This window comes from Microcystis sp. LE19-131.1A, from assembly GCF_027532015.1.
Lineage (GTDB): Bacteria > Cyanobacteriota > Cyanobacteriia > Cyanobacteriales > Microcystaceae > Microcystis > Microcystis ichthyoblabe_A.
In genome coordinates, this window is record NZ_JAPZSS010000033.1 from 14,936 (window position 1) to 35,394 (window position 20,459).

General features: G+C 44.2%; 21 protein-coding genes. 8 read left to right on the plus strand and 13 right to left on the minus strand.

The window, feature by feature from the left end:
• Positions 1 to 2: 2 nt before the first annotated feature.
• A complete protein-coding gene (locus tag O9323_RS02830) occupies positions 3 to 833 on the minus strand; it encodes a hypothetical protein (RefSeq protein ID WP_149107823.1) in 831 nt (276 codons plus the stop codon).
• Between the two features lie 263 nt (positions 834 to 1,096).
• Here O9323_RS02830 and O9323_RS02835 point away from each other — a divergent pair, with 263 nt between their 5' ends.
• Positions 1,097 to 2,137, plus strand: a complete 1,041-nt coding sequence (locus O9323_RS02835) for an adenosine deaminase (protein WP_002753648.1) — start codon at positions 1,097 to 1,099, stop codon at positions 2,135 to 2,137.
• A gap of 90 nt (positions 2,138 to 2,227) precedes the next feature.
• Here the strand turns inward: O9323_RS02835 and O9323_RS02840 are convergent, their stop codons facing one another.
• Both O9323_RS02840 and O9323_RS02845 read right to left on the minus strand, forming a co-directional pair.
• Positions 2,228 to 2,635: an MAPEG family protein gene (locus O9323_RS02840; RefSeq protein WP_002734719.1), complete on the minus strand. Its 408-nt coding sequence runs from the start codon at positions 2,633 to 2,635 to the stop codon at positions 2,228 to 2,230.
• Between the two features lie 8 nt (positions 2,636 to 2,643).
• Positions 2,644 to 3,150, minus strand: a complete 507-nt coding sequence (locus O9323_RS02845; RefSeq protein WP_002741066.1) for a hypothetical protein — start codon at positions 3,148 to 3,150, stop codon at positions 2,644 to 2,646.
• A gap of 211 nt (positions 3,151 to 3,361) precedes the next feature.
• On the opposite strand from O9323_RS02845, the gene O9323_RS02850 reads away from it, so the two are divergent.
• Complete coding sequence (locus tag O9323_RS02850) at positions 3,362 to 4,603, plus strand: GNAT family N-acetyltransferase (protein WP_149107821.1); 1,242 nt, start codon at positions 3,362 to 3,364, stop codon at positions 4,601 to 4,603.
• The gene (ruvX, locus tag O9323_RS02855) at positions 4,603 to 5,037 is read left to right on the plus strand and encodes a Holliday junction resolvase RuvX (protein WP_002753652.1); all 435 of its coding nucleotides are present in this window, start codon (positions 4,603 to 4,605) and stop codon (positions 5,035 to 5,037) included. The genes O9323_RS02850 and ruvX overlap by 1 nt, the downstream gene beginning before the upstream one ends.
• Positions 5,038 to 5,046: 9 nt before the next feature.
• Here ruvX and O9323_RS02860 read toward each other — a convergent pair whose 3' ends face one another.
• The 7 genes from O9323_RS02860 to O9323_RS02890 form a co-directional block, all read right to left on the minus strand.
• Entirely contained in the window at positions 5,047 to 5,337 is a 291-nt protein-coding gene (locus tag O9323_RS02860; protein WP_002733243.1) for a hypothetical protein, read from the minus strand.
• A gap of 65 nt (positions 5,338 to 5,402) precedes the next feature.
• Positions 5,403 to 5,912: an allophycocyanin subunit beta gene (apcB, locus tag O9323_RS02865; RefSeq protein ID WP_036386273.1), complete on the minus strand. Its 510-nt coding sequence runs from the start codon at positions 5,910 to 5,912 to the stop codon at positions 5,403 to 5,405.
• 182 nt (positions 5,913 to 6,094) lie between these two features.
• Positions 6,095 to 7,234 (minus strand): glutamate 5-kinase, encoded by a 1,140-nt coding sequence (gene proB, locus O9323_RS02870; RefSeq protein ID WP_002753656.1) that lies wholly within the window; start codon positions 7,232 to 7,234, stop codon positions 6,095 to 6,097.
• A gap of 28 nt (positions 7,235 to 7,262) precedes the next feature.
• Complete coding sequence (recJ, locus tag O9323_RS02875; protein ID WP_002753658.1) at positions 7,263 to 9,227, minus strand: single-stranded-DNA-specific exonuclease RecJ; 1,965 nt, start codon at positions 9,225 to 9,227, stop codon at positions 7,263 to 7,265.
• Positions 9,228 to 9,500: 273 nt separating this feature from the next.
• A complete protein-coding gene (locus O9323_RS02880) occupies positions 9,501 to 10,142 on the minus strand; it encodes a hypothetical protein (protein WP_036396050.1) in 642 nt (213 codons plus the stop codon).
• Positions 10,143 to 10,147: 5 nt separating this feature from the next.
• Positions 10,148 to 10,600 carry a hypothetical protein gene (locus O9323_RS02885; protein WP_149107819.1) on the minus strand — a complete coding sequence of 151 codons (453 nt, stop codon included), beginning with the start codon at positions 10,598 to 10,600 and terminating at the stop codon, positions 10,148 to 10,150.
• A gap of 74 nt (positions 10,601 to 10,674) precedes the next feature.
• The gene (locus tag O9323_RS02890) at positions 10,675 to 12,684 is read right to left on the minus strand and encodes a GAF domain-containing hybrid sensor histidine kinase/response regulator (RefSeq protein WP_288124663.1); all 2,010 of its coding nucleotides are present in this window, start codon (positions 12,682 to 12,684) and stop codon (positions 10,675 to 10,677) included.
• A gap of 189 nt (positions 12,685 to 12,873) precedes the next feature.
• On the opposite strand from O9323_RS02890, the gene psb32 reads away from it, so the two are divergent.
• The 3 genes from psb32 to O9323_RS02905 all read left to right on the plus strand — a co-directional run bounded on the left by psb32 (position 12,874) and on the right by O9323_RS02905 (position 15,484).
• Positions 12,874 to 13,557 (plus strand): photosystem II repair protein Psb32, encoded by a 684-nt coding sequence (gene psb32 / locus O9323_RS02895; protein WP_149107817.1) that lies wholly within the window; start codon positions 12,874 to 12,876, stop codon positions 13,555 to 13,557.
• A 144-nt stretch (positions 13,558 to 13,701) separates the two neighbouring features.
• Positions 13,702 to 14,301, plus strand: a complete 600-nt coding sequence (locus tag O9323_RS02900; protein ID WP_193978144.1) for a hypothetical protein — start codon at positions 13,702 to 13,704, stop codon at positions 14,299 to 14,301.
• Positions 14,302 to 14,671: 370 nt separating this feature from the next.
• Positions 14,672 to 15,484: a transglutaminase-like domain-containing protein gene (locus O9323_RS02905; protein ID WP_149107634.1), complete on the plus strand. Its 813-nt coding sequence runs from the start codon at positions 14,672 to 14,674 to the stop codon at positions 15,482 to 15,484.
• Between the two features lie 83 nt (positions 15,485 to 15,567).
• Here the strand turns inward: O9323_RS02905 and O9323_RS02910 are convergent, their stop codons facing one another.
• The 3 genes from O9323_RS02910 to O9323_RS02920 are packed head-to-tail and all read right to left on the minus strand — an operon-like array spanning position 15,568 to position 18,344.
• Complete coding sequence (locus O9323_RS02910) at positions 15,568 to 16,248, minus strand: response regulator transcription factor (protein WP_002731739.1); 681 nt, start codon at positions 16,246 to 16,248, stop codon at positions 15,568 to 15,570.
• Positions 16,245 to 17,699, minus strand: a complete 1,455-nt coding sequence (locus O9323_RS02915; protein ID WP_002753671.1) for a sensor histidine kinase — start codon at positions 17,697 to 17,699, stop codon at positions 16,245 to 16,247. The genes O9323_RS02910 and O9323_RS02915 overlap by 4 nt, the downstream gene beginning before the upstream one ends.
• Positions 17,700 to 17,732: 33 nt before the next feature.
• Complete coding sequence (locus O9323_RS02920) at positions 17,733 to 18,344, minus strand: cysteine dioxygenase family protein (protein ID WP_002753673.1); 612 nt, start codon at positions 18,342 to 18,344, stop codon at positions 17,733 to 17,735.
• A 363-nt stretch (positions 18,345 to 18,707) separates the two neighbouring features.
• Between O9323_RS02920 and O9323_RS02925 the strand changes: the two genes are divergently transcribed.
• Positions 18,708 to 19,289 carry a TlpA family protein disulfide reductase gene (locus O9323_RS02925; RefSeq protein WP_002753675.1) on the plus strand — a complete coding sequence of 194 codons (582 nt, stop codon included), beginning with the start codon at positions 18,708 to 18,710 and terminating at the stop codon, positions 19,287 to 19,289.
• A gap of 87 nt (positions 19,290 to 19,376) precedes the next feature.
• Positions 19,377 to 20,228, plus strand: coding sequence for a cytochrome c biogenesis CcdA family protein (locus O9323_RS02930; RefSeq protein ID WP_002753681.1), 852 nt, complete (start codon positions 19,377 to 19,379; stop codon positions 20,226 to 20,228).
• Positions 20,229 to 20,459 lie beyond the last annotated feature (231 nt).

Consider the following 20,459-nt stretch of genomic DNA (forward strand, 5'->3'; position numbering starts at 1 on the left):
CTCTAGTAACCAGAAGACCGGGTATTAATCGGTTGTTGGATGGAGAAACCTCGGTTAATACTTTGAGGGGGAACTTGATTGGGGATGCCATTATTGTTGGGCGGCATTCCCTGATTGGGATAACCAGTGACGTTGGGTTGATTGCCGTAAACGGGGGTCTGATATATGGGGGGTTGATAATAGTTGGATTGGTTGCTAGAGCCAGGGACCGGGTTAGGTTTGGCATTATTCCAGGAGGGTAGAGGCCGAACATTTTGTTGATAAGGGGAATAATTTCCCTGGGGGGCGACTTGATTCGGGTTGCCCCCAGGGTTGAGATTAGAATAATTATTCAAGTTAGCAGTCCGCGAGCGATTTTCGATTTCTCTCTGTAAAGGATAATTGCTAGTGTTGCCACTAATCGGTTGCACTTGAATCGGTTGCAGACCTTTACTAGCATTCGGTACTGGATTTGGCTTGACTGGCGGCATTAACGGAGCGAATAAAGAGGGTTTCTGGTTGTCATTGGGATTAGTATTTAAAGGATCAAAAGGCTGCGTCGAGGCCGGTCTCCCCGGGCGAGCGGTATTATTATTGGCAGGAATGGCCGGCAGTGGTACGGCAGTGGGGAGAGGAGTATCGGTAATCTTGTTGCTCTCGATTTCGCGTTCCTCCAAGGACTTTCCTGGGGTATCGAATACCGAACCCAACCATTCAGGATTCTGTTGATATATCGAGAAAGCAATGAGAGCTAAGGAAAATATTCCTAGGGGCAGCCAAAATAAAGGTTGGGCAAAGGGTTTTAATCCTGCCAAGAAATAGCGCATGGAAGAAGAATCTTTATAGTTACTCATACCGCTTCACCCTCTATAGGTTTTCCTCCATGCTATCAAATCATTAAGCAGTGATCAGTGATCAGTTATCAGTTATCAGTTATCAGTTATCAGTTCACTGAGAAAACTCCCCACACCCCACACCCCATCACCCCACACCCTACACCCCACACCCCACACTGTTCACCGACTAGGTACTGATACTATTTGCGAGCAATTGTCAAACAATTGTAAAACTTCGTTATATTTAAGGAACATTTGAGAGACTAAGGAGCAGCGGAGTTGTGGCTTTATACGCGGATTTGCATCGGCATTTAGGGGGATCGGTAGTACCGAGAATTCTCTGGCGCTACTTTCACAGACATGAGCGGGATTTAGCGGATAAATTCCCAGAATATCCCGCTTTTGAGGAATTTTACACCCGCGAACGCAATAGTTTAGATGAGTATTTAGAATTACACACCCTTGTCGAAAGTGTCCAAACCGCCCAAACTTTGCCCTATTTTATCTATCGTCTGATTCGCGGTGCTTACATCTTCGAGAATCTTGCCTATTTAGAATTGCGCTATACTCCCTACTATCGCACCGACGAATATTTGAACCAGACAGAGCGAATCGAGCAAATGCGATCAATTGTCGAGATCGTTGGTCAAGCCTCGAAAATGAGCGAATATCCGATTATTACCAGTCAAATTCTCTGTATGCACTCGCGACTTCCCTACGAAGTCAACAAAGCGATCGTTGATCTGGCCCTAGGGATGAGAGAATACGTCTGTGCGATCGATATTGCTGGGGGTGATTCGTACTACCAAACTCGACTAGAGGAATTTGCCGGTTTATACAGTTATGCTAGGGAAAACGGTTTAAATACCACCGGCCATCTTTATGAAACAAAGAACGGTTGTTATCCCCAATTACTGCCCTATCTGCAAAGAATTGGTCACGGTATTCAAATTCCCCTACAATACCCAGAATTGCTGCCGGAAGTTGCCCGTCGTCATCAATGTTTAGAAGTCTGTCCCACCACCTATTTAAAAACTGGCACCCTCGAAAGTTTATCGCAATTAAAGATAGTCTTCGATCGCTGTTTTGAAGCGGGGGTTGATATTGCTATCTGTACCGATAATGCTGGTTTACACAATGTCCGGCTGCCCTTCGAGTACGAGAATTTACTCACCCTAGACGTGATCGATTTCCGACAATTACAAGCTTGTCAAGATGCGGCTTTTCGCCATGCTTTTGCCTGGCCCTATAGTCAAAAACCCGCCTCACTTCTAACCGGTTTGTTATCAGTAGATAATCCCAAATTACCGGTTTATCAGTAACACAATTAACTATAGTTTGGGTTAAGCAAATTCTTTACCGCTCCCGAACTATAGCGTTTTTCCACTCTCCTGCATCGGGTTTCGGGAATTCTACTGAATCTTGATTAAACTCAAGCCAAAGAGAGTATAAGTACACAGAGAACCGAGACCGAACATCAGGGAACGAGCGATCGGGATATTAATGATATAAAAAAGGGAAAATAGAAGCCGGAGGATCACAAAAGCGATCGCACAGTTAGCAGCTAGGGATGAGGAGACTCCTGTAACGTAGGCCATGAGAGCGGCGGCACTATAGATCATAAAGGTTTCAAAACCATTTTGATGGGCCCAAGTTGCTCGTTTGGCGTAGTATGGGAGTTGATCGAACATTGCCCGGGGAGCGGAGGTATTGTAACCCACCTTAGCTCTAGCGTAGGCCACCAGCAGAAAAGGTAGATAGACAGAGATAGCGGCAGCCACTATCGAATAGAGAAGAATGGCACTGACGGAGAGATTCATCGCTGAATTTAGTCAAAATAAAATAGGGTAACTAGCTTGCGTTGATCTTCTGCTTCCGCGCAGGTTTGCAAAAGAGTCTGACTGTCGTGGAAAGCAAAACAGATTAACTGTTGACAACGATTGATAATCTCCCGATTACAGAGGCTGCTGGCTTCCCCTAGGGATAGATGGTCATTTTCGGGACATTCCACCAGATGGATAACCTGCTGAAGTTGTTCTTGGGATTCCAGGGGCTGGCGATCGAGACTTTGGGGTAAGATCACGGTTAACAGATTAGGATCTGCCCGCATTGCCCCCTTAATGACGGCGGAATTGGTTCCCGTCGCCCCGGAGGTCATAATCCGATTGCCCGCCAGCACGAGGGCATAGGCCATCATTTCGATCAATTGCTGGTGGGTGATGGGAACGTGACGGGAACCCAATAAAGCGACGCGCTTAGAACCGGTCTGCTGAATGGCGGCCAGTTCTTGAGCTAGAGTGTCTAGGGTGTTAGTGGTATCTACAGATTGACTCAAAGACTTTTACTGCAAATTCGGACTGATTAACCGTCCGTTATTGTAGCATCGAATTGTCATGATCGGAAATTTGGCCCAAAAAACCCCAGATGCTCATCGAGGTGTCCTTTCTGTGGCGGTCTCCTTGAGCCGTCAGAAATTGTTATTGGTGGGGAAGTGCCTCTAGATTCTGCGGTAAGATAGGTGCATAGACGATATTTACCCCAGAGCCATGACCACTTCTCCTGTTCCCCAAGGGGACGATTTTAGCGATCGCCCAATCCGTCCCGTACAGTATCGGGATTTGGAAGACATTGAAGCTTTAACCCTGGATGACTTCGATGAGGATATTGATCGTCGCGCCCAAAATTTCCGCACGCAGGTGCAACGGGTGCGGCCTTGGTTTGGGTTGTTTAAAATTCTCAGTTTTTTTCCCAATCCTCTGCAACACCGTTTTCATGTCTATGTGGCCGAGTCCCTGGCCAATCGGGGAGAAGAAGGGAAAATTCGCGGGGCCATCCAAGTCACTCCTTTTAATAGTAGTCGCAGCACTTGGCGGGTGGAACAGGTGCGGGTGCATCCGGGGGAGTCTTTAGGCGAACCCAAGGGCATCGGGGCGCAATTACTGCGTTATTGTCTAGAAACGGTTTGGGAAGCCCGCACCTGGGTGTTAGAGGTTAATATCAATCAAAAGGACAGTTTGGCACTTTTCCGGCAACACGGTTTTCAGCCTTTGGCAGAATTAACCTATTGGTCTTTACCGCCGCAATTATTACAGGAATTGAGCAAACAAGAGGCAGATTTACCGAATTTACTGCCTGTGAGCAATGCTGACGCTCAATTGCTTTATCAGTTAGATTGTGTGTCTATGCCGCCGCTACTGCGTCAGGTATTTGATCGCCATATCCAGGATTTTAAAATCAGTTTAGTTGATAGTTTGTTCGGTCGCTGTCAGAGTTGGTGCGGCGGTCCGCAAATTAGTCGCGGTTACGTTTTTGAACCACAACGAAAAGCGGCGATCGGTTATTTTGAATTAATTCTATCTAATCGGGATGAGCGACCCCATCAAGCGAAATTAATTGTCCATCCCGCCTACACTTGGCTCTATCCTAAGTTATTAATCCAGATGGCCCAGATCACTCGCAAGTATCCCCCTCGCTCGCTAGAGTTGATATCTGCCGATTATCAGCACGAAAGACGGGAATATCTGGAACAATTGGGAGCGATCCGCAGTTCCCACACCCTGATGATGTCGCGCTCGGTATGGCACAAAATTCGCGAAACTAAGCCGGAAAATTCCGCCTTAGCAGAAATGCTCCAGGGTTTACAATCGGTGCCACGAACTCCCATCCCTAGTCGGATGTCTTGGTTAAAATGGCCCAATAATCCCCCCCTAGACTCCCTCGACAGTCCGGGAGAACTTCCCCCCGCTAAACCCCCCTCGGAACCCCCGGATCAGGGGCATCCAGTGTAATGGAAAGGGTCGCCGCCCTGGGCTTAGATATCGGCAAAAAACGGGTAGGAGTGGCAGGATGTGACGGTACAGGTTTAATCGCCACTGGTTTGACTACGATTATCCGTTCTTCCTTTGTTGCCGATGCAGCACAGTTTGAGGCAATTGTCAAGGAAAGAAATATTAAGATTTTGGTGGCGGGACTACCCTATACCATGGCCGGAGAGTTAGGATTTCAGGCCAAACAGGTACAAAAATACGCCCAAAAACTAGCGATCGCCTTGGATTTGCCCCTCGAATACATTGATGAGCGTTGCACGTCCCTAGAGGCGGAAGAATTCTTAAAAGCCAAAAAACAGTTTTCCTCTTGGGATAAGGGAGCGATCGATCGGGAAGCGGCGGCGATTATTTTACAACAATGGCTCGATCGCCGACGGCATCGACAACGCATCTAAAAGCAGTTGTCATCGCCCGTCTCGCTCTTGGCGAATCAATACCGTACTGTCTAGCCATTCCACATCATTGGGTAATTCCCGATAGCGTTGTCTGACTGCCTCGATCAAAGCGGGAATCGACTGGCAGCGGCGATCGGGAGTTTGAGGGTTTTCTGGCGATGCGGACAAGTTCGGACTAGCTTCTGATTCCGGCGACGACAAGAGACGTGTGGCTAGAAATTCGGTAAAATCTAAGACCTCTCTCTGTTTGTCTGGCGGCAAATCACGCCATCTCGATAGCAATAACTGTTCGCTGTTCATCAAAAGAATCCACTAAGAAACTCAGTCACTGATTGAACGAACAAACTGATAACTGATAACTGAATTTAAATAGAGACTTCGCTTAGTTCGCGAGTGAGATGATCAAAGGGTTCAGCGATCAAAGAGGTGTCGGCAATACCCGCCTCAAGAGCCATGGTTTGAATCATTTCGCTCATGATTTGGATACCGCGCACCGTCGGACCGATGGGAACACCGAGGGAATTATAGGTTTCCCGTAGTCCTTGCAGTACCCGCTCATCTAGAACATTAGTATCGGCAGCCACCAGCGCATAACTGGCATAGCGGAGATAGTAATCCATATCCCGCAGACAGGCAGAATAACGACGGGTGGTGTAGGCATTACCCCCGGCGCGGATCAATTCGGGAACTTCTTCAAATAGACGAATCGCCGCCCCACGCACGAGCGCCGCCGAATTAGCGTTAATTAGGGCGGCGGCAGCTAGACGGGCAGTTCCCGAGGCAAAATATTGTTTAAGATTATCGATCGCATCTCGATCGAGATAACGTCCGGTGACATCGTATTTTCTAATCAGGCTAGTTACCGCGTCTCGCATTATTAAGTTTCTCCCAACAGCAATAAAGGCATTTTTGAGTTTCGCTTTATTTATAATCTCACAGGGTTGAACTTCGGGGGACATCCCTAGTCTAACTCTCTTGCTTGTCTAACAATTTGTTGTTTTTTTGAGACATTTCTTTACATTTAAGGCATTGGCCAGACCGGCGCTGGGTGGCGGAATTATCCCTTATTAGTCGAGGTGGTGGACGAGGCACTCAAAATAACGAGATTATCCCGATGAATAATGGTTTCTGCGGCCATATAACCTAATAAACTGGCAATACGCTCGGAATGTTGACCTTTCACTCGATCGATCTCCTCACTACTATAATTAACAATTCCCCTGGCCAATTCCCGGCCTTCTTGATCGCACAATTGCACCGATTCCGAGGCGCTAAATTCCCCCTCCACTTTAGTGATCCCGGCCGCGAGCAGAGATTTTCCCCCCTGACAAATGGCTTGAATCGCCCCGGCATCGAGATAGATTTTACCCATGGGCATTAGTCCGTAGGCGATCCAGCGTTTGCGGGCGTTATCACTGCGTTTTTGGGCCTCAAAACGGGTTCCGATCGCCTCTCCTGCCATAATTTTTAAGATATTGCTGGGCTGCCGTCCCCTAGTAATCGCCATTTCTACCCCGGCACTGGTGGCAATCCGGGCCGCCGCCAATTTAGTGGCCATACCCCCGGTCCCCCACTGACTGCCACTACTACCGGCATCGATCGATAGTTGCGCTAATTGCGCGGGAGTAACTCGGGCAATGGCCTGTGCTTCGGGAAATAGCCGCGGATCGGCACTGTAGAGGCGATCCACATCGGTGAGGATAAATAACCAGTCAGCCTCGATTAAACTGGCCACAAGGGCTGATAAAGTGTCATTATCGCCGAATTTTAACTCATCGATCGCCACCGTATCATTTTCGTTGACAATGGCAATCACCCCTAATTCAAACAAAGCCTGAAAGGTATTATAGGCGTTGACATAACAGGTGCGTTCCATCAATTCGGGACGGGTCAGCAAAATTTGGGCGATCGGTTGACCAAGACTGGTAAAGAGGTCATCATAGATCCGCATCAGACGACCTTGACCGACGGCGGCGATCGCTTGTTTGAGGGCGATTTTTTTCGGTCTTTCCTGTATTCCCAGACGACGGCAGCCCACCCCCACGGCCCCGGAAGATACTAATACCACCCGATGACCGGCAGCGCGCAACCGGGTGAGGACTTCCACTAAAGCGGCGATCGTGGATAGGGATAATTGGCCGGTTTCATTATCGGTCAAACTGGAAGTACCGATTTTGATCACTATGGTTTGGTTCATCGTCAAGGCGCTTTTTTTGGAGGTTTTGCTAGATAGCCAAAGCTTTGATGGCAACTTTAATTAAAGTATAAAAACGGGGTTCAGTCACGTTGACTTCTCTAGCTTGTTGCCGATTTTTCCCTAATAAACCAATGCGCTGCCCTTTCTGCACGACTAAAATCTCGCCCTGTTCATTTTTGATGCGAATCTCGTTTAAATCACCCCAAAAACTACATTGATAGATTTTATCGGCGTGCATAAAAATTGCTTTTTTAATATTATCATTTTCTTGGGGTAATCGCACTCCCACTAATTCAATTTCTATGGTTGTATTACCATTCCAAGTATTTTCTTTGAGTTTATAGGCAATATCTAAACGAGTTGGTAAAGGACAATATTCGCCCCAACGCCATGCTAGGGCTTTAATTCTGGTATTATCGCTTTGAGCCAGCAATAATTTTAAATGATTTTTTCCGATAGTTTTCTGTTCCACTACTCGCACGTTAGGAGTCCAAAAAACGGGTAATTCATTGCCAATTCCCCAGGGTTGCAAACTATCAATTTGTTGAAAAAGTTCCAGGGTAATTTGTTTAAAATCAATGATAGTATCAATTTTAATTAAAGGTTTTAATTGTTCTATTTGTAAAATTTTGTGAGAAAATTGACTTAATCTTTGTTTAAATGCTAGTAAACTAGCTGTGGGTAAACTAAAACCCCCCGCCATTTTATGACCGCCAAATTTTCCTAGTAAATCTTGGCAAAATTGCAGAGCTTCAAAAACGTGAAATTCTTCAATTCCTCTGGCAGATCCGCGAATTTTATCCGTATCTTCTTCCTCGTAAGTACCAATAAAAACTGGCACTCCGTAGCGTTCCACTAAACGGGAGGCCACAATACCAATTACCCCATGATGCCAATCTTTTTCCACTAAGACTAAAACTCGATCTTGTTGCCAAAGAATCGGTGTTTCTTCTACTAATTTAATCGCTTCTTCTTCAATTTTTTCGCACAATTCTTGACGAGTACGATTAATTTGTTCGCACTGCATTGCTCTTTCTAAGGCAATTCCTGCGTCATCGGTGGTTAATAATTCAATAACTATCTGGGGATCGCCAATTCTGCCAATTGCATTAATTCTCGGTCCCAATTTAAAGCCAATATCATCCGGTTGTAATTGCTTTTGTTCCTCGCTAATTCCCGCTATTTGCATCAGGGATTGAATCCCGACTAATTGGGATTTGGGTAATTTTCTTAAACCCCGTTTTAACCAGCGACGATTTACCCCGATTAATGGAGCTAAATCTGCTATAGTGCCTAGGGTAAATAATGATAATAATGACTCGGTTAATCCCTGTAATTTACCCATTTTTTGGGCAGTTGTCACCGCTAAAATATAGGCGACTCCCACCCCCGCTAATCCCTGATAGGGAGAGTTCGGGGTTAATAATTTCGGGTTGAGAATAGCGGAGGCATTTGGTAAAATTGGCGGCAGATCGTGATGATCGGTGATAATAACTTTTAATCCTAATTCTATCGCTAGGGCGATCGGTTCGTGAGCGGAAATACCATTATCAACGGTGAGAATTAATCCGACTCCAGATTCGGCAAATTCTTCGACAATGCGCTGATTAATTCCGTATCCCTCTTTCATGCGACTGGGTATGGCATGATTTACCCTAGCGCCGAGATGTCTTAAGGCTCTTAGTAGTAAAGATGTACTGGTCATGCCATCGGCATCGTAGTCCCCACAGATAGCAATTTTATCACCAGAGGCGATCGCTTTTACTAATAAATTGACACTTTTTTCTAAGTCGGGAAATTCTCCCAGGGGAGAGGGTAGGATATCCGCTTCAGGATCTATATAAGTTTTAGCTAATTCGGGGGTATCAATACCGCGATTAATTAAGATAGTTGCTAATAAGGATGATAGTCCCATTTCCCGCGCTAACCCCTCGATTTTTTCGGGATTAGTTGCGGCAATATACCAGCGCTGGATGGGATATTTGTAGGCCATTTTTTATCAGGAGTCAGGAGTCAGGAGTCAGGAGAGTTGCCTTTAGGAATTATCAGTGACTCTTAGACTGGTACAAATATATAAACAAATGCGTCTAAGCATTTCACCGAAAAACTAATGCACAGGAGGTTCGGGGGTAGAACCCCCCAAGAGTCTGAATTATAAGACAAAAAACCCAGAAAGCACAGTTTTAAAAAAAAGATTATCAGGGAATCCCAACTGAGTAGATTCACAAATAGGAGATGTACCCAGCGTAACGCACTAAAAACAAGGTTAAAAGCGAATTTGGATGGCCCCAGCAGGAGGTTGAAAGGGGAGATTACTATTATTAATTCTCAGGGGAGAACCGGGTATTACCTGCACATTTGGGGTGGTGGGTTGACTTTCGTTGGTACTCAGTAAAGTCAATTGATTAATACTAGAATTAATCGCAAATTGTTGGGTAATGACTCCCGACGGACAACAGGAAGGATCCCGAGGGAGAAATCTTCTCATATTGACGGTGATCATACCATCTTTAGCACTAAGATTATCGACAACTACTCGATCGGCTAACAGGACAGTATCGGTGTTAGTGGCAGTACCGTTATTATCGATCACTAGGGCTAAATAATGTAATTGCTGTTGCTCTCTAGTAATCACTCTTAAGACGACAATACCATCAGTCCTTTGATCATTATTATAGTCCCCCATCAAGGCTTCTCGACTGACTTGCACTCCTAAAATTTGTCCCTCATTGGATTGAAAAATACCATCGCTGACAATTACGGAACCCCGATTGGGAATGTTATAGACGGTATTTCTTAAATTATCCACGCTCAGGGGTGTAGATTGGGCAAGTAAGGGCAGAGAATTGTTTAATAATAAACTGATACCCAGGAGGATAGATTGAGGCAAAACTGCTAATTTAATCATGGTTGTCATGGATTGGGTATATTTTCTTGAGTATCGAATAACTGCACGTTATTAATGGTACAAACCATCCCCTGTTGTGCCGCTAATTTATCTCGCCATTGACTTAATTGTTGTTGACCATTACTACCATTTAACCAGTAAACTGTCAAGATGCCAATCGCTTGTTCTGGTTCACAGGAAAAGCTGAGAGTTTGATCGGGTATATCGGTATTTCCTTCACGACATTGCCAACCTTGTTTTTCAATTAATTCTTTCCAACCTTTCTCTTCTTTAGCAGCCACGGCAATGCGTTGATCTTCTTGGTTACAAACCCAATTTTTCTGCTGGGTGGGATCATTCGGTAGATCACCAAGATTGGGGGAATTTTGCTTGATTGGGGGAAGCGAGGGTACTTGAGCATGAACGGAAAAAATCGGTAGTATTAGGAAAGTACCGATGAGCATTTTTAACAGTTTCATCCTTTAAAATTGCCATATTTAGGGATTTATGCCTTTAGAATATCACGTTTTTGAGATCTAGATAAAATACTCTCTTAAGATATGTTTAAATCTTTAATTATGGTTTCGATCGCATCAAAGGAAAATTCTCTGGCTAACTGTTGTAAACCTTGGGCAAGGGTAGCATAATCGGGGGGAATTTCTGCGGTTAGGGCGATAATTTTTTCATCATCACATTCTCGCGCCGCTTGTTGCAATTGTCCAATCCAAGCGGGACTAATTAATTTTAATAGGGATTGCAGGGAATCGAGGAAAACTGGCGAATAATTGGGCTGATTTGGCTCACTATCGGCATAAATATATTTTAATCCTAGATATTCGCCCATTTTTTGCCAAATAACTTCCTCTCGGAAAGGTTTACGCACGAAATCATCACAACCGGCGGCAATAACCAAGGCGCGATCTTCTTCAAAAGCACTGGCAGTTAGGGCAATTATCACCGTTTTTCCGCGATTATCAGCCTCTAACCTCCTAATTTCCCTAGTTGCTTCGTAACCGTCTTTAACTGGCATTCTCATATCCATCCAGATAAGATGAGGTTGCCATGCTTGCCAAATTGCGATCGCTTCTTGACCATTAGCAGCCTCTTGCACGGACAATCCTAGGGTAGTCAGGAGTTTCAGCAACAGTAAACGGCTTTCCGGTCGATCATCGACGACTAATATGCGATATTTAGGCTGATTTTCCGCTAAAGCGATAACTTTTGCCCTATTGGTTTCGGTTTTAATCTCATTTTCCCCCACCAAACCCACCTGAATATCAAAACTAAAAACACTTCCTTGACCCAGAATACTACTAACTCCGATCGCACCCCCCATCAACTCAACAAATTTTTTACTGATAGGTAAACCCAATCCTGTCCCCTGTTGGGATTTTCGTCCCGTTTCCGTTTGGTTAAAGGGTTGAAACAGCTTATAAATCTCCTCTGGAGCGATTCCTGCGCCTGTATCTTCAATTTCCCAGAGCAATCGCTGATAATCTTCTCTTTTCTCCCCTAATTTTACCCGGAGAGTCACCCCTCCCGACTCAGTAAACTTCAATCCGTTACCCAAGAGATTGATTAACACCTGTCGCAATTTACTTTCATCAGTACATATATATTGAGGCAGATCGGAGCTGCGATCAAAAATTAAGCTTAAAGCTTTTGCCTGCGCTTGTGAGCGTAGCATTTCGGCAATATTATCTAAAAGAGCGTATAAATCGAAATTACTAGGATTAAAAACCGTTCTTCCCGCTTCTATCTTCGACATTTCTAGAATATCGTTGATTAACTCTAATAAATGTTCCCCGCTACGATTGACAATTTCCAAATATTGCCGATATTCACTGCTGATGCTGCTATCCCGGGATATTAAGCGAGTAAAACCCAAGATAGCATTAAGAGGAGTGCGTAATTCGTGGCTCATGTTAGCTAGAAACTCACTTTTAGCTTTATTTGCTTTAACTGCCGCTTCTTTAGCCTCTTTTAATCCTTTTTCCGCTTCATATCTACTTTGTGCGATCGCAATTAATTCTCCCAGCAACCGCACAAAGGTGACATCTTCCTTTGTCCATTGCTTTTCTGCACTTGCATCCAATCCCAGATAACCCACCGTTACCCCACAACTATCCCACATGGGAACGATTAAGAGACAGGGAGTAGAACTATTAGCGAGAATAGCTCTTTCAGGGATAGCAGTAGCGGGTAAATCGTCTAAAGAGTTCAGTTTAACTGGAATACCGTTTAATAATTGTTCAGAAAACCAGGGAAAGGTTTCCGTCGAGAGATTTTGTGATTGTTCCCTAATCGGGATAACTTGGGGATAGTCGGGGTGACAGTATTCATAAACCATACTCCACTGCTGACGACAGGTGGAATATTGAATAATGTAACAGCGCGCACTCTGGGTAAATTGACAGAGCAGTTCTAGGGTATGATCAATCGCCAAGTGGATATCTTGAGAAATTAGTAATCTTGTCACCCGTGAGAGCAAATTATCGCGATAGGCCTGCATTTCTAGAGCTTTTTCCCGTTTTTTAGACTCTAGTTCCTCAAAATCACTCATAATCAGTTATCAGTTATCAGTTATCAGTTATCAGTTAAAACAGTTTGGGTTTTAGGGTTGTAGAGTTTTAGGGTATTAGTTGATTTTCCCCATCACCCCATTTCCCCACTTCCCCACTTCCCGTCTCCCTAATCAAAAAACAGTAAACTTTTCCCCTATTATGTTCTATAGGAATTTTACCGAATCAATATGCTCAAATTATTAGCTTCTCTCCTTCTCTCCTGCTGTGTAGTCTTGGGTGTTTCTCTGTCACCGGCTGCTGCCATGGGAGTCTATGACCTCCCCATTTTAAGCTCTGGAGCGCCCACTTATGTGGTCGATCCCGTTTCGGCCATTAGTGCCGCTAACGAAGGAAAATTAAATAAAGATCTGAAAAACCTCGCCGAAAAAACCGGACAAGAAGTAAGAATGGTGGTAGTCCGACGCTTGGATTACGGTCAAAAAATTGACAATTTAGCCGATGATATCCTGAGAGAATGGTATCCTAACTCCGAAGGTCGTGCCAATCAAACTATCATCGTCCTTGATACTTTAACCAATAAAACTGCTATTCGGGTTGGGGAGGAAGCAAAACCCCTATTAACCGATGCTATTGCTGATAGTATCCTCTCGGAAACTATGGCAGTTCCCCTCAAAGATGGGGGAAAATATAATCAAGCTTTACTCGATGCTAGTCGTCGTCTAACGGCGGTACTTTCTGGAGAAGCGGATCCCGGACCGCCGGAAGTAGCGACAATTAATATCGAAAGTACCTTTACTACCGCAGAAGAAACTGACGATAAAAATGCCACAATTTGGGTGATAGTTTTACTGGTTTTAGCCACAGTAATCCCCATGGTTACCTATTTTTGGTACGCTGGTTTTGGTCGCTAAATTAAATTAATGATCTGGGACTGATACAGCTAAAATACTCTCAGAGATAGCTCAATCCTTAGCCTGTATGAGCAAGATGAAGTAACTTCTAGTAGTAGATTTTAGTTGTGTCAGTTTGCCACATTTGCTTAACATTAATAACTAATGCCTAAAATGGTAAATAAATTACAATCCTATTATCGACAGGAGGAAGGAGCTTACTTAATTGAAATTAAACTTAATCAGTTACAGCAAGTCTTTAATTCTTTGGATCCTTCGCCATTTTTAGATAGAGATTTAGACGATAACGCCGAAAATTATATTATTAACTCTGTGGATGAATTTCCCCTCAATACCCCCCTTAAATTAGTCTTTTATCTCCCCAGTACAGAACAAAACACCGCCCGAAATCTGTTACCCTCAGCTTTACATAATTATTTTGACTATCGCCAACAGGGAGAACAAAGAAAATTACGCACAATTTGGCGACAGGGACGCATATCTTTGCTAATTGGTCTCTCCTTTCTTTTTGTTTGTTTGAGTCTCAGCGAATTAATTGGTCGTTTTGGCACCGATACATTTATTCACTTCTTAGAAGAAGGATTATTAATTAGTGGTTGGGTGGCCCTCTGGCGACCTTTAGAAATTTTTCTTTACGAATGGTGGCCCGTCAGTTATCAACAAAAGATTTTTGCTAAACTAGCCTACATCCCCATTGAAATCCGTCCATTAGAGGAACCATCCACCCCAGACTCTTTTCGATAGCTCTAATCCTGCCGATGGCTTGTCTTCAAAGTTACAAAGCTTTTAGTTGAGGCGGTTTATAATAAAAGTAACTCTGTACAAAGCTTATCGGTTTTCAGCTTGGCTATTACTTTATCCTCAAACTTTGGCTCTTCTAGGTTCTGTGTGATAAGTTTAACTCACATAGGATCGATCTTTGTGTCCTTTGTGTCTTTGTGGTTCGTTCCACCCCCTTGCTAGGAGGAATGTATCTTAGAATACATTTTACCCACCAAACCTGGGAGAGCCAAACTTTTAACTAAGTGGTCGGGCCTAAATTTTTTCAGTCTGGCGATTATTGGCGTTTCATCTCTACCAATCCTGACAAAATTTCATCTAGATAGGAGGACTAATGTTAATCCATGTTGGTTATGAATTTGGCTTTGATGCCCCTTTACCCGTGGTCATGTTGTTAAAACTTTATCTACACCCCTCAATTTTAGATCAAGTTAGACAATCGGAGAAGTTGCAGGTGCAACCAGCAACAAAAATAGAAGAATTTTTAGATAGCTTCGGTAATCGAACCAGTCGTCTAATTTTACCCGCCGGACAGATCCGCGTTCACAATGAAGCGGTTATCGAAAATGAATGGAAACCCGATATTGTTAATTGGAATGCCCAAGAAATTCCTTTAGCAGAGTTACCAACCCAAGTTTTCCCCTACCTAATGAGTAGTCGTTATTGTGAAGTGGATTTGCTTTCGGAAATTGCCTGGGAACTTTTCGGACAAACTCCTCCCGGTTGGGCAAGGGTACAAGCGGTTTGTGATTGGGTTCATAGTCACATTCGTTTTGGTTACGAATACGCACGGGGGACAAAAACCGCCTATGATGTCTATCGGGAAAGAAAGGGGGTTTGTCGCGATTTTAACCATCTAGCTTTGACTTTTTGCCGTTGCCTAAATATTCCTGCTCGTTATGCCTCTGGCTATCTCGGAGATATCGGTATTTCTCCCCAACCTCTACCGATGGATTTTAGTGCTTGGTTTGAAGTCTATTTAGACCATCAATGGTACACTTTCGATGCTCGTCATAACACCCCCAGAATCGGGCGAATTTTAATGACTCGCGGCTTAGATGCCGTCGATGCTGCCCTAACAACTTCTTTTGGTCAAGTAAATTTAACAAAATTTAAGGTATGGACGAGCGATGTTTCCCATCTCTAGGTTTAATCAGAGTATTTATTACAGCCTTTTTGATCAAATCGGGGCTAAATAATTCCTCCCTCGGTTCCTCTGATAAATCACAATTAAGCATAATCTCTTAAAACGTAGCCTACTCCTCGCACTGTCTGGATCAAACGTTTAGGATTAGCAGACTCCAACTTAACCCGTAAGGCACGAATATACACTTCAATAATATTAGAATCGCCCATAAAATCGTAACCCCAAACGGTTTCGAGAATTTGCTCGCGAGTGAGTACCTGCCGGGGATGACGTAAGATAAACTCTAATAAGTCAAACTCTTTAGCCGTTAATTCAATCAATTGACTATCTCGATACACTTCCCGAGCAAGACAATTCAAGGTCAAATCTTCAAAAGTAAATATATTTAAATCTTGGGCATGGGTGCGACGTAAACGAGCTTTCACCCGAGCTAAGAGTTCTTCCATGCTAAAAGGTTTAGTAACATAATCATCGGCTCCGGCATTTAAGCCCGTCACTCGATCGGGGATTTCATCTTTAGCTGTTAAAATAATAATCGGTGCTTCCATCCCGGTTTTTCGCAGTCGTAAACATAAATCTAATCCAGAAATAACCGGCAGCATCCAATCTAAAATTAACAAATCTGGTGAAGAATCCCTAGCGATTTTCAGTCCATCCATGCCATTAGAAGCAATAGTAACTTGATAGCCTTCCAAATGAAGTTCTGTGGCGATAAATTCGGCGAGCTTGGGATCATCTTCCACGAGAAGAATATGGTCGTTCATAACTGCGGTTGCCAGAGAGGTAGAATGATAGTAAAGGTACTGCCTTGACCGGGTTGAGAGCGGAGAGTGATGCGACCCTCCATTCCTTCAATTAGACTTTTAGCGATCGCTAAACCCAAACCCGTACCGTCTCGCGAGCGAGTCATCGACTCATCAACCCGATAAAACCGTTCAAAAATGCGATTTTGATGGGAGAGAGAGATACCGATTCCCCGATCGCGTACATGGATAAGAGCCGAATTAGCCTGCTTTTCTAAGATCAGATCGACCGGTTGCTCGGGGGTAGAATACTTGATCGCATTATCGAGCAAATTGATTAAAACTTGCTGTAATCGATCTTGGTCGCCACAAATTACCACATCTTCATTGGTTAATAATAAAGTCATCTTGCGATCGCTAACTTTTTGACTCATCGCCGCCACTTCTGTCAGCAAAGTATTGAGAATAATAGGATGGGAGCGAAAATGGAGATGACCGCTATCGGCACGGGCGAGATCGAGCAAATCTTGTAACATCCGGATAATTCTCTCGGTTTCTGACGTGGCTGTTTCCAGAGCTTGCTGTTGGTAGGGATTTAAATTAGTGCTGCGTCGCTGGAGACTTTGTAAATAACCGATCACGACTGTTAGAGGGGTACGCAGTTCATGGGAAACATTGCCGACAAACTGACGTTGCTGTTCCCAAGCTCCCGATAATCGCCACAACATCTGATTAAAAGCGGTAGCTAGTCCTAAAATTTCATCTGGCGCTTGTTCGAGTTGCAATTTCGCCCCATTTAAATCATCGGCAGAAACGGCACTAGCAATTTGACTCATGCGGGTCAGCGGCAACATAGCCTGACGGATCCGTTGGGAAATTAAGACAATTAAGCTCAATAGGACGAGAATACTCAGCCAAAATAAGCCCCATAACCCCGCCTGATATTTCTGGTGATCGGCCGTGATATCTTGGGATAGATACAATTTCCCCGACAGTTGACCCTTGATAGTCAGAGGAGTGCCACATAAAACAATATCGCGTCCATCAAAGTGAATAATTTGGGGTGCATCGGGTACTCTGGTTAGGGATGCCGCCGCACGCATCTCGGTGACATTGCCATCAACCCTAGTAGACTGTCCCAACAGTTGTCCATCGGAGTTTTTAACCCAGATGACTAACCCCGCAGTGGAGACTCGCTCAATGGTTTTTTCTAATCCCGTAGTCAGGGATCCCATCTGAGCGTACATTTCCAACTGCTCAGGAAAACGCTTGGCGATATATTCTAGAGTTTGTTTATGGGCAGCGACTAAATTCTGCTCCATTTGCCAACCGGCCCAAATGGCTACGCTACCAAGTCCGATAATCGAGATGGTCAATAGTTCTAAGGTTAAGCGAAACTGAAGCGAGCTAGTAGAAACAGGTTTACTGGGCAAAAATTGCCCAAAAATGCCGACAAGGCGAGGTAGCTTCATGGGTGTATGGTTAGTGATCAAAAATAGGGAGATTTAAAAATTTTTCGCCGTACCTTGTCCGAGATCGAACTGGAAACGCTGACTATAGTTAGTTTCACCGTACAGGTTAAAGCTCAGGGTTGGCTCATCTCCGATCGCTTCTACATGGTGAATAGCAGCTGGCATTAAGCAGAGAATATCACCCGGGACGAGTAGGCGATCGCCGACTTTTCTGATCTGATCCGGTAATTCGGGGGTGGGGGAACGTTGCCAGAAGCTGTTTTTTTCCTGTCCCTTTAACAAAGCTACTACCCCCCAACAACCATGATTATGAATCGGGGAAGTGCTACCCACAGACCAAGCGACCAGTTGTACTGTCAGGGGAAAAAATGGCTCATCGTAGAGGGTTAATACCTCCCAACCGGTTTCGGGATTGGGTTCTAGACTAAGAATATCTAACCAGGGTGAATTGTTTAAGAGTTGGCGAACTAGAATCCGAATTGCTTCTAATCGTGAGCGATCATCGCTAATCTGGGTTAAGGTATCTTCGAGATCGGATAAAAAGCGATAGAGCCAGTAGGGATGGGATAATTCGGAGTTTGTGGGGGTTATTTCGTAGGCCGAGCATTGCCCATGATTATCCACCAACCAGTCGTTTCCTGTCATAGTTGCGAAATAATGGTTTAAATTAGCATATTAGGGCGAAAAGTTGTCTTTTAGCCGCAATTAACGGGTTTCTTCTTGATTTTATCAGCAAGATTTCGGGAAAAGATGATCCCTTCGTGATCGGTAGATGAATTTTTGCTGAAAAGATGGAAGGACGATTCTCCTGGATGGATGAGGGCAATTGCCAGTTAAAGTCAGATTTTTTATCTATTATCTATCTGGTCTTCATCTGAGACTCAGGTTTCTAGAATTTAATCTTAACTGTCAGCTACACTGGTTTCCTCCGGTGGCAAGCTGGATTCTTCCGGGGTAATACCCTTGACTTACCAAAAAATCTCTAATCTTAATTGGAAAATTTAACTCATGCGTAAACCATCAGCGTTATTATGGCTCGGTCTTTGTCTTAGTAGTTTAGCGGTTACGGTTTCCCTGGTGGCCGGAACATCGGCGAAAACCTTGACTAATTCTGATTCAGTGGTCAGTAAAGGTACTTTTAGTATTGCCCAAGCTAATCCCTGTGCCTCGAAAAATCCCTGCGCTGGCACTGATCCCTGTGCCTCGAAAAATCCCTGCGCTGCTAAACAGGGTAATGTGGGCGGTCCCTTAGCGCGACAATTGCAAGGAAAACCAGTGGTTGTCGATATCTATGCTAGTTGGTGTCCTGCCTGTAAAAATGTTGCACCCACTCTTTCCCAACTTAAAAAAGATTACGCGGGTAAAGCTAATTTTATCGTCTTAGATGTCAGCGATCGCTCGAAAGCGGCCCAATCGGCCCGCAAAGCCCAAGAATTGGGTCTAGGTCGTTTTTTTGAGGCGAATAAGTCCCAAACTGGCATGATTGCGATTATTGATCCCGCTACGGGCAATATTTTGGCACAATACCGGAATAATGCCGATAAATCCGCCTATTCCTCCGTACTGAACTCGGCTATTAATAAAAAATAGTCGAAGATTGCCCAGCTTGGGGAGTACCAGCGATCGCCAAGGACTCCCAGGGCAATTTTATTTTTTGGATCATTTCAGGAGAATTTTATGCGACGAGTATCGGAGTCAGTCGAAGGGTTGAAACCCGACAAAAAAGCGAAAATATCGAAAAAATTATTATTTTATCTGGTTTTAGGGCTTCTAGCTCTTATTTTAGTCCTTACTATCGGACCAATTATCGGCCATCCTCTGGAAAGAGCAATCTCGATCATCGAAAATAGCTATCAGCAATGGTTAGATCGACAAGATACAAACAATCCTCTAGTTTTACTGCCCCTAGCTTTTTTGGGTGGCGTAATTGCCAGCATATCTCCCTGTATTCTGGCACTATTGCCCGTTAACCTCAGCTATATCGGCACCCTGAAAATAGAATCTCGTTGGGATGCCTTCAGCAAAGCAGGTTTATTTGTCCTAGGAGCGGTGACAATTTTAAGTCTTTTTGGTTTAGTTTCTTCCTTTGCCGGGACGGTAATGGTGGAGTACCGAGGTTATATTAATATTGTTGTCGGTTTGATTATGGCGGTCATGGGTCTGTGGTTATTGGGAGTAATTAAGCTACCTTTACCGCAAATGAACTTAAATCTCCCCCAAGCAGGCCCCTACGGAGTCGGATTAACTTTTGCTCTTGTTAGCTCTCCCTGTGCTAGTCCTGTCCTCTTTGCTGTTTTGGCCGCCGCTGCCGCTACTGGTTCTCAAGTCCTCGGCACCCTGACCATGGTTAGTTATGCTCTTGGTTATACGATTCTCATTTTCTTGGCCAGTTTATTTACTGGTCTAGCCAAACAAAGCCGGAATTTATTGCAACATTCCGAGACGATTATCCGTTTAGGTAGCGTGGCACTGATGGTGACGGGAGCCTATTATTTAGTTACTGGTACTCAGTGGTTTATGGGCAGCTAAGATGGTAACTCTAGGGACTTCCAGAGAATAAAATACCCAACAAAAAAATAGAAAAGTGTTTTTTTGAAAAAGTAATTATTTTTGTCTAGAAAAACAAAGAGTCTCCCATTACAACCTATTTTTCCGAAAAAAAAATAGCAGCATAAACTTTTATACTTCCGAGCTTTTTCGAGTATAACAAGGACAAGTTAAAGAATCAAATACAGTTTTTAGCTAACCATCTTAGTTAAC

Bases quoted from the DNA above. Each gene is read 5' to 3' on its own strand.
- O9323_RS02830 (WP_149107823.1), bottom strand. From the start codon at position 833: ATGAGTAACTATAAAGATTCTTCTTCCATGCGCTATTTCTTGGCAGGA.
- O9323_RS02840 (WP_002734719.1), bottom strand. From the start codon at position 2,635: ATGAATCTCTCCGTCAGTGCCATTCTTCTCTATTCGATAGTGGCTGCC.
- O9323_RS02850 (WP_149107821.1), top strand. From the start codon at position 3,362: ATGACCACTTCTCCTGTTCCCCAAGGGGACGATTTTAGCGATCGCCCA.
- ruvX (WP_002753652.1), top strand. From the start codon at position 4,603: ATGGAAAGGGTCGCCGCCCTGGGCTTAGATATCGGCAAAAAACGGGTA.
- O9323_RS02860 (WP_002733243.1), bottom strand. From the start codon at position 5,337: ATGAACAGCGAACAGTTATTGCTATCGAGATGGCGTGATTTGCCGCCA.
- apcB (WP_036386273.1), bottom strand. From the start codon at position 5,912: ATGCGAGACGCGGTAACTAGCCTGATTAGAAAATACGATGTCACCGGA.
- proB (WP_002753656.1), bottom strand. From the start codon at position 7,234: ATGAACCAAACCATAGTGATCAAAATCGGTACTTCCAGTTTGACCGAT.
- recJ (WP_002753658.1), bottom strand. From the start codon at position 9,227: ATGGCCTACAAATATCCCATCCAGCGCTGGTATATTGCCGCAACTAAT.
- O9323_RS02880 (WP_036396050.1), bottom strand. From the start codon at position 10,142: ATGATTAAATTAGCAGTTTTGCCTCAATCTATCCTCCTGGGTATCAGT.
- O9323_RS02885 (WP_149107819.1), bottom strand. From the start codon at position 10,600: ATGAAACTGTTAAAAATGCTCATCGGTACTTTCCTAATACTACCGATT.
- O9323_RS02890 (WP_288124663.1), bottom strand. From the start codon at position 12,684: ATGAGTGATTTTGAGGAACTAGAGTCTAAAAAACGGGAAAAAGCTCTA.
- psb32 (WP_149107817.1), top strand. From the start codon at position 12,874: ATGCTCAAATTATTAGCTTCTCTCCTTCTCTCCTGCTGTGTAGTCTTG.
- O9323_RS02900 (WP_193978144.1), top strand. From the start codon at position 13,702: ATGCCTAAAATGGTAAATAAATTACAATCCTATTATCGACAGGAGGAA.
- O9323_RS02905 (WP_149107634.1), top strand. From the start codon at position 14,672: ATGTTAATCCATGTTGGTTATGAATTTGGCTTTGATGCCCCTTTACCC.
- O9323_RS02910 (WP_002731739.1), bottom strand. From the start codon at position 16,248: ATGAACGACCATATTCTTCTCGTGGAAGATGATCCCAAGCTCGCCGAA.
- O9323_RS02915 (WP_002753671.1), bottom strand. From the start codon at position 17,699: ATGAAGCTACCTCGCCTTGTCGGCATTTTTGGGCAATTTTTGCCCAGT.
- O9323_RS02920 (WP_002753673.1), bottom strand. From the start codon at position 18,344: ATGACAGGAAACGACTGGTTGGTGGATAATCATGGGCAATGCTCGGCC.
- O9323_RS02925 (WP_002753675.1), top strand. From the start codon at position 18,708: ATGCGTAAACCATCAGCGTTATTATGGCTCGGTCTTTGTCTTAGTAGT.
- O9323_RS02930 (WP_002753681.1), top strand. From the start codon at position 19,377: ATGCGACGAGTATCGGAGTCAGTCGAAGGGTTGAAACCCGACAAAAAA.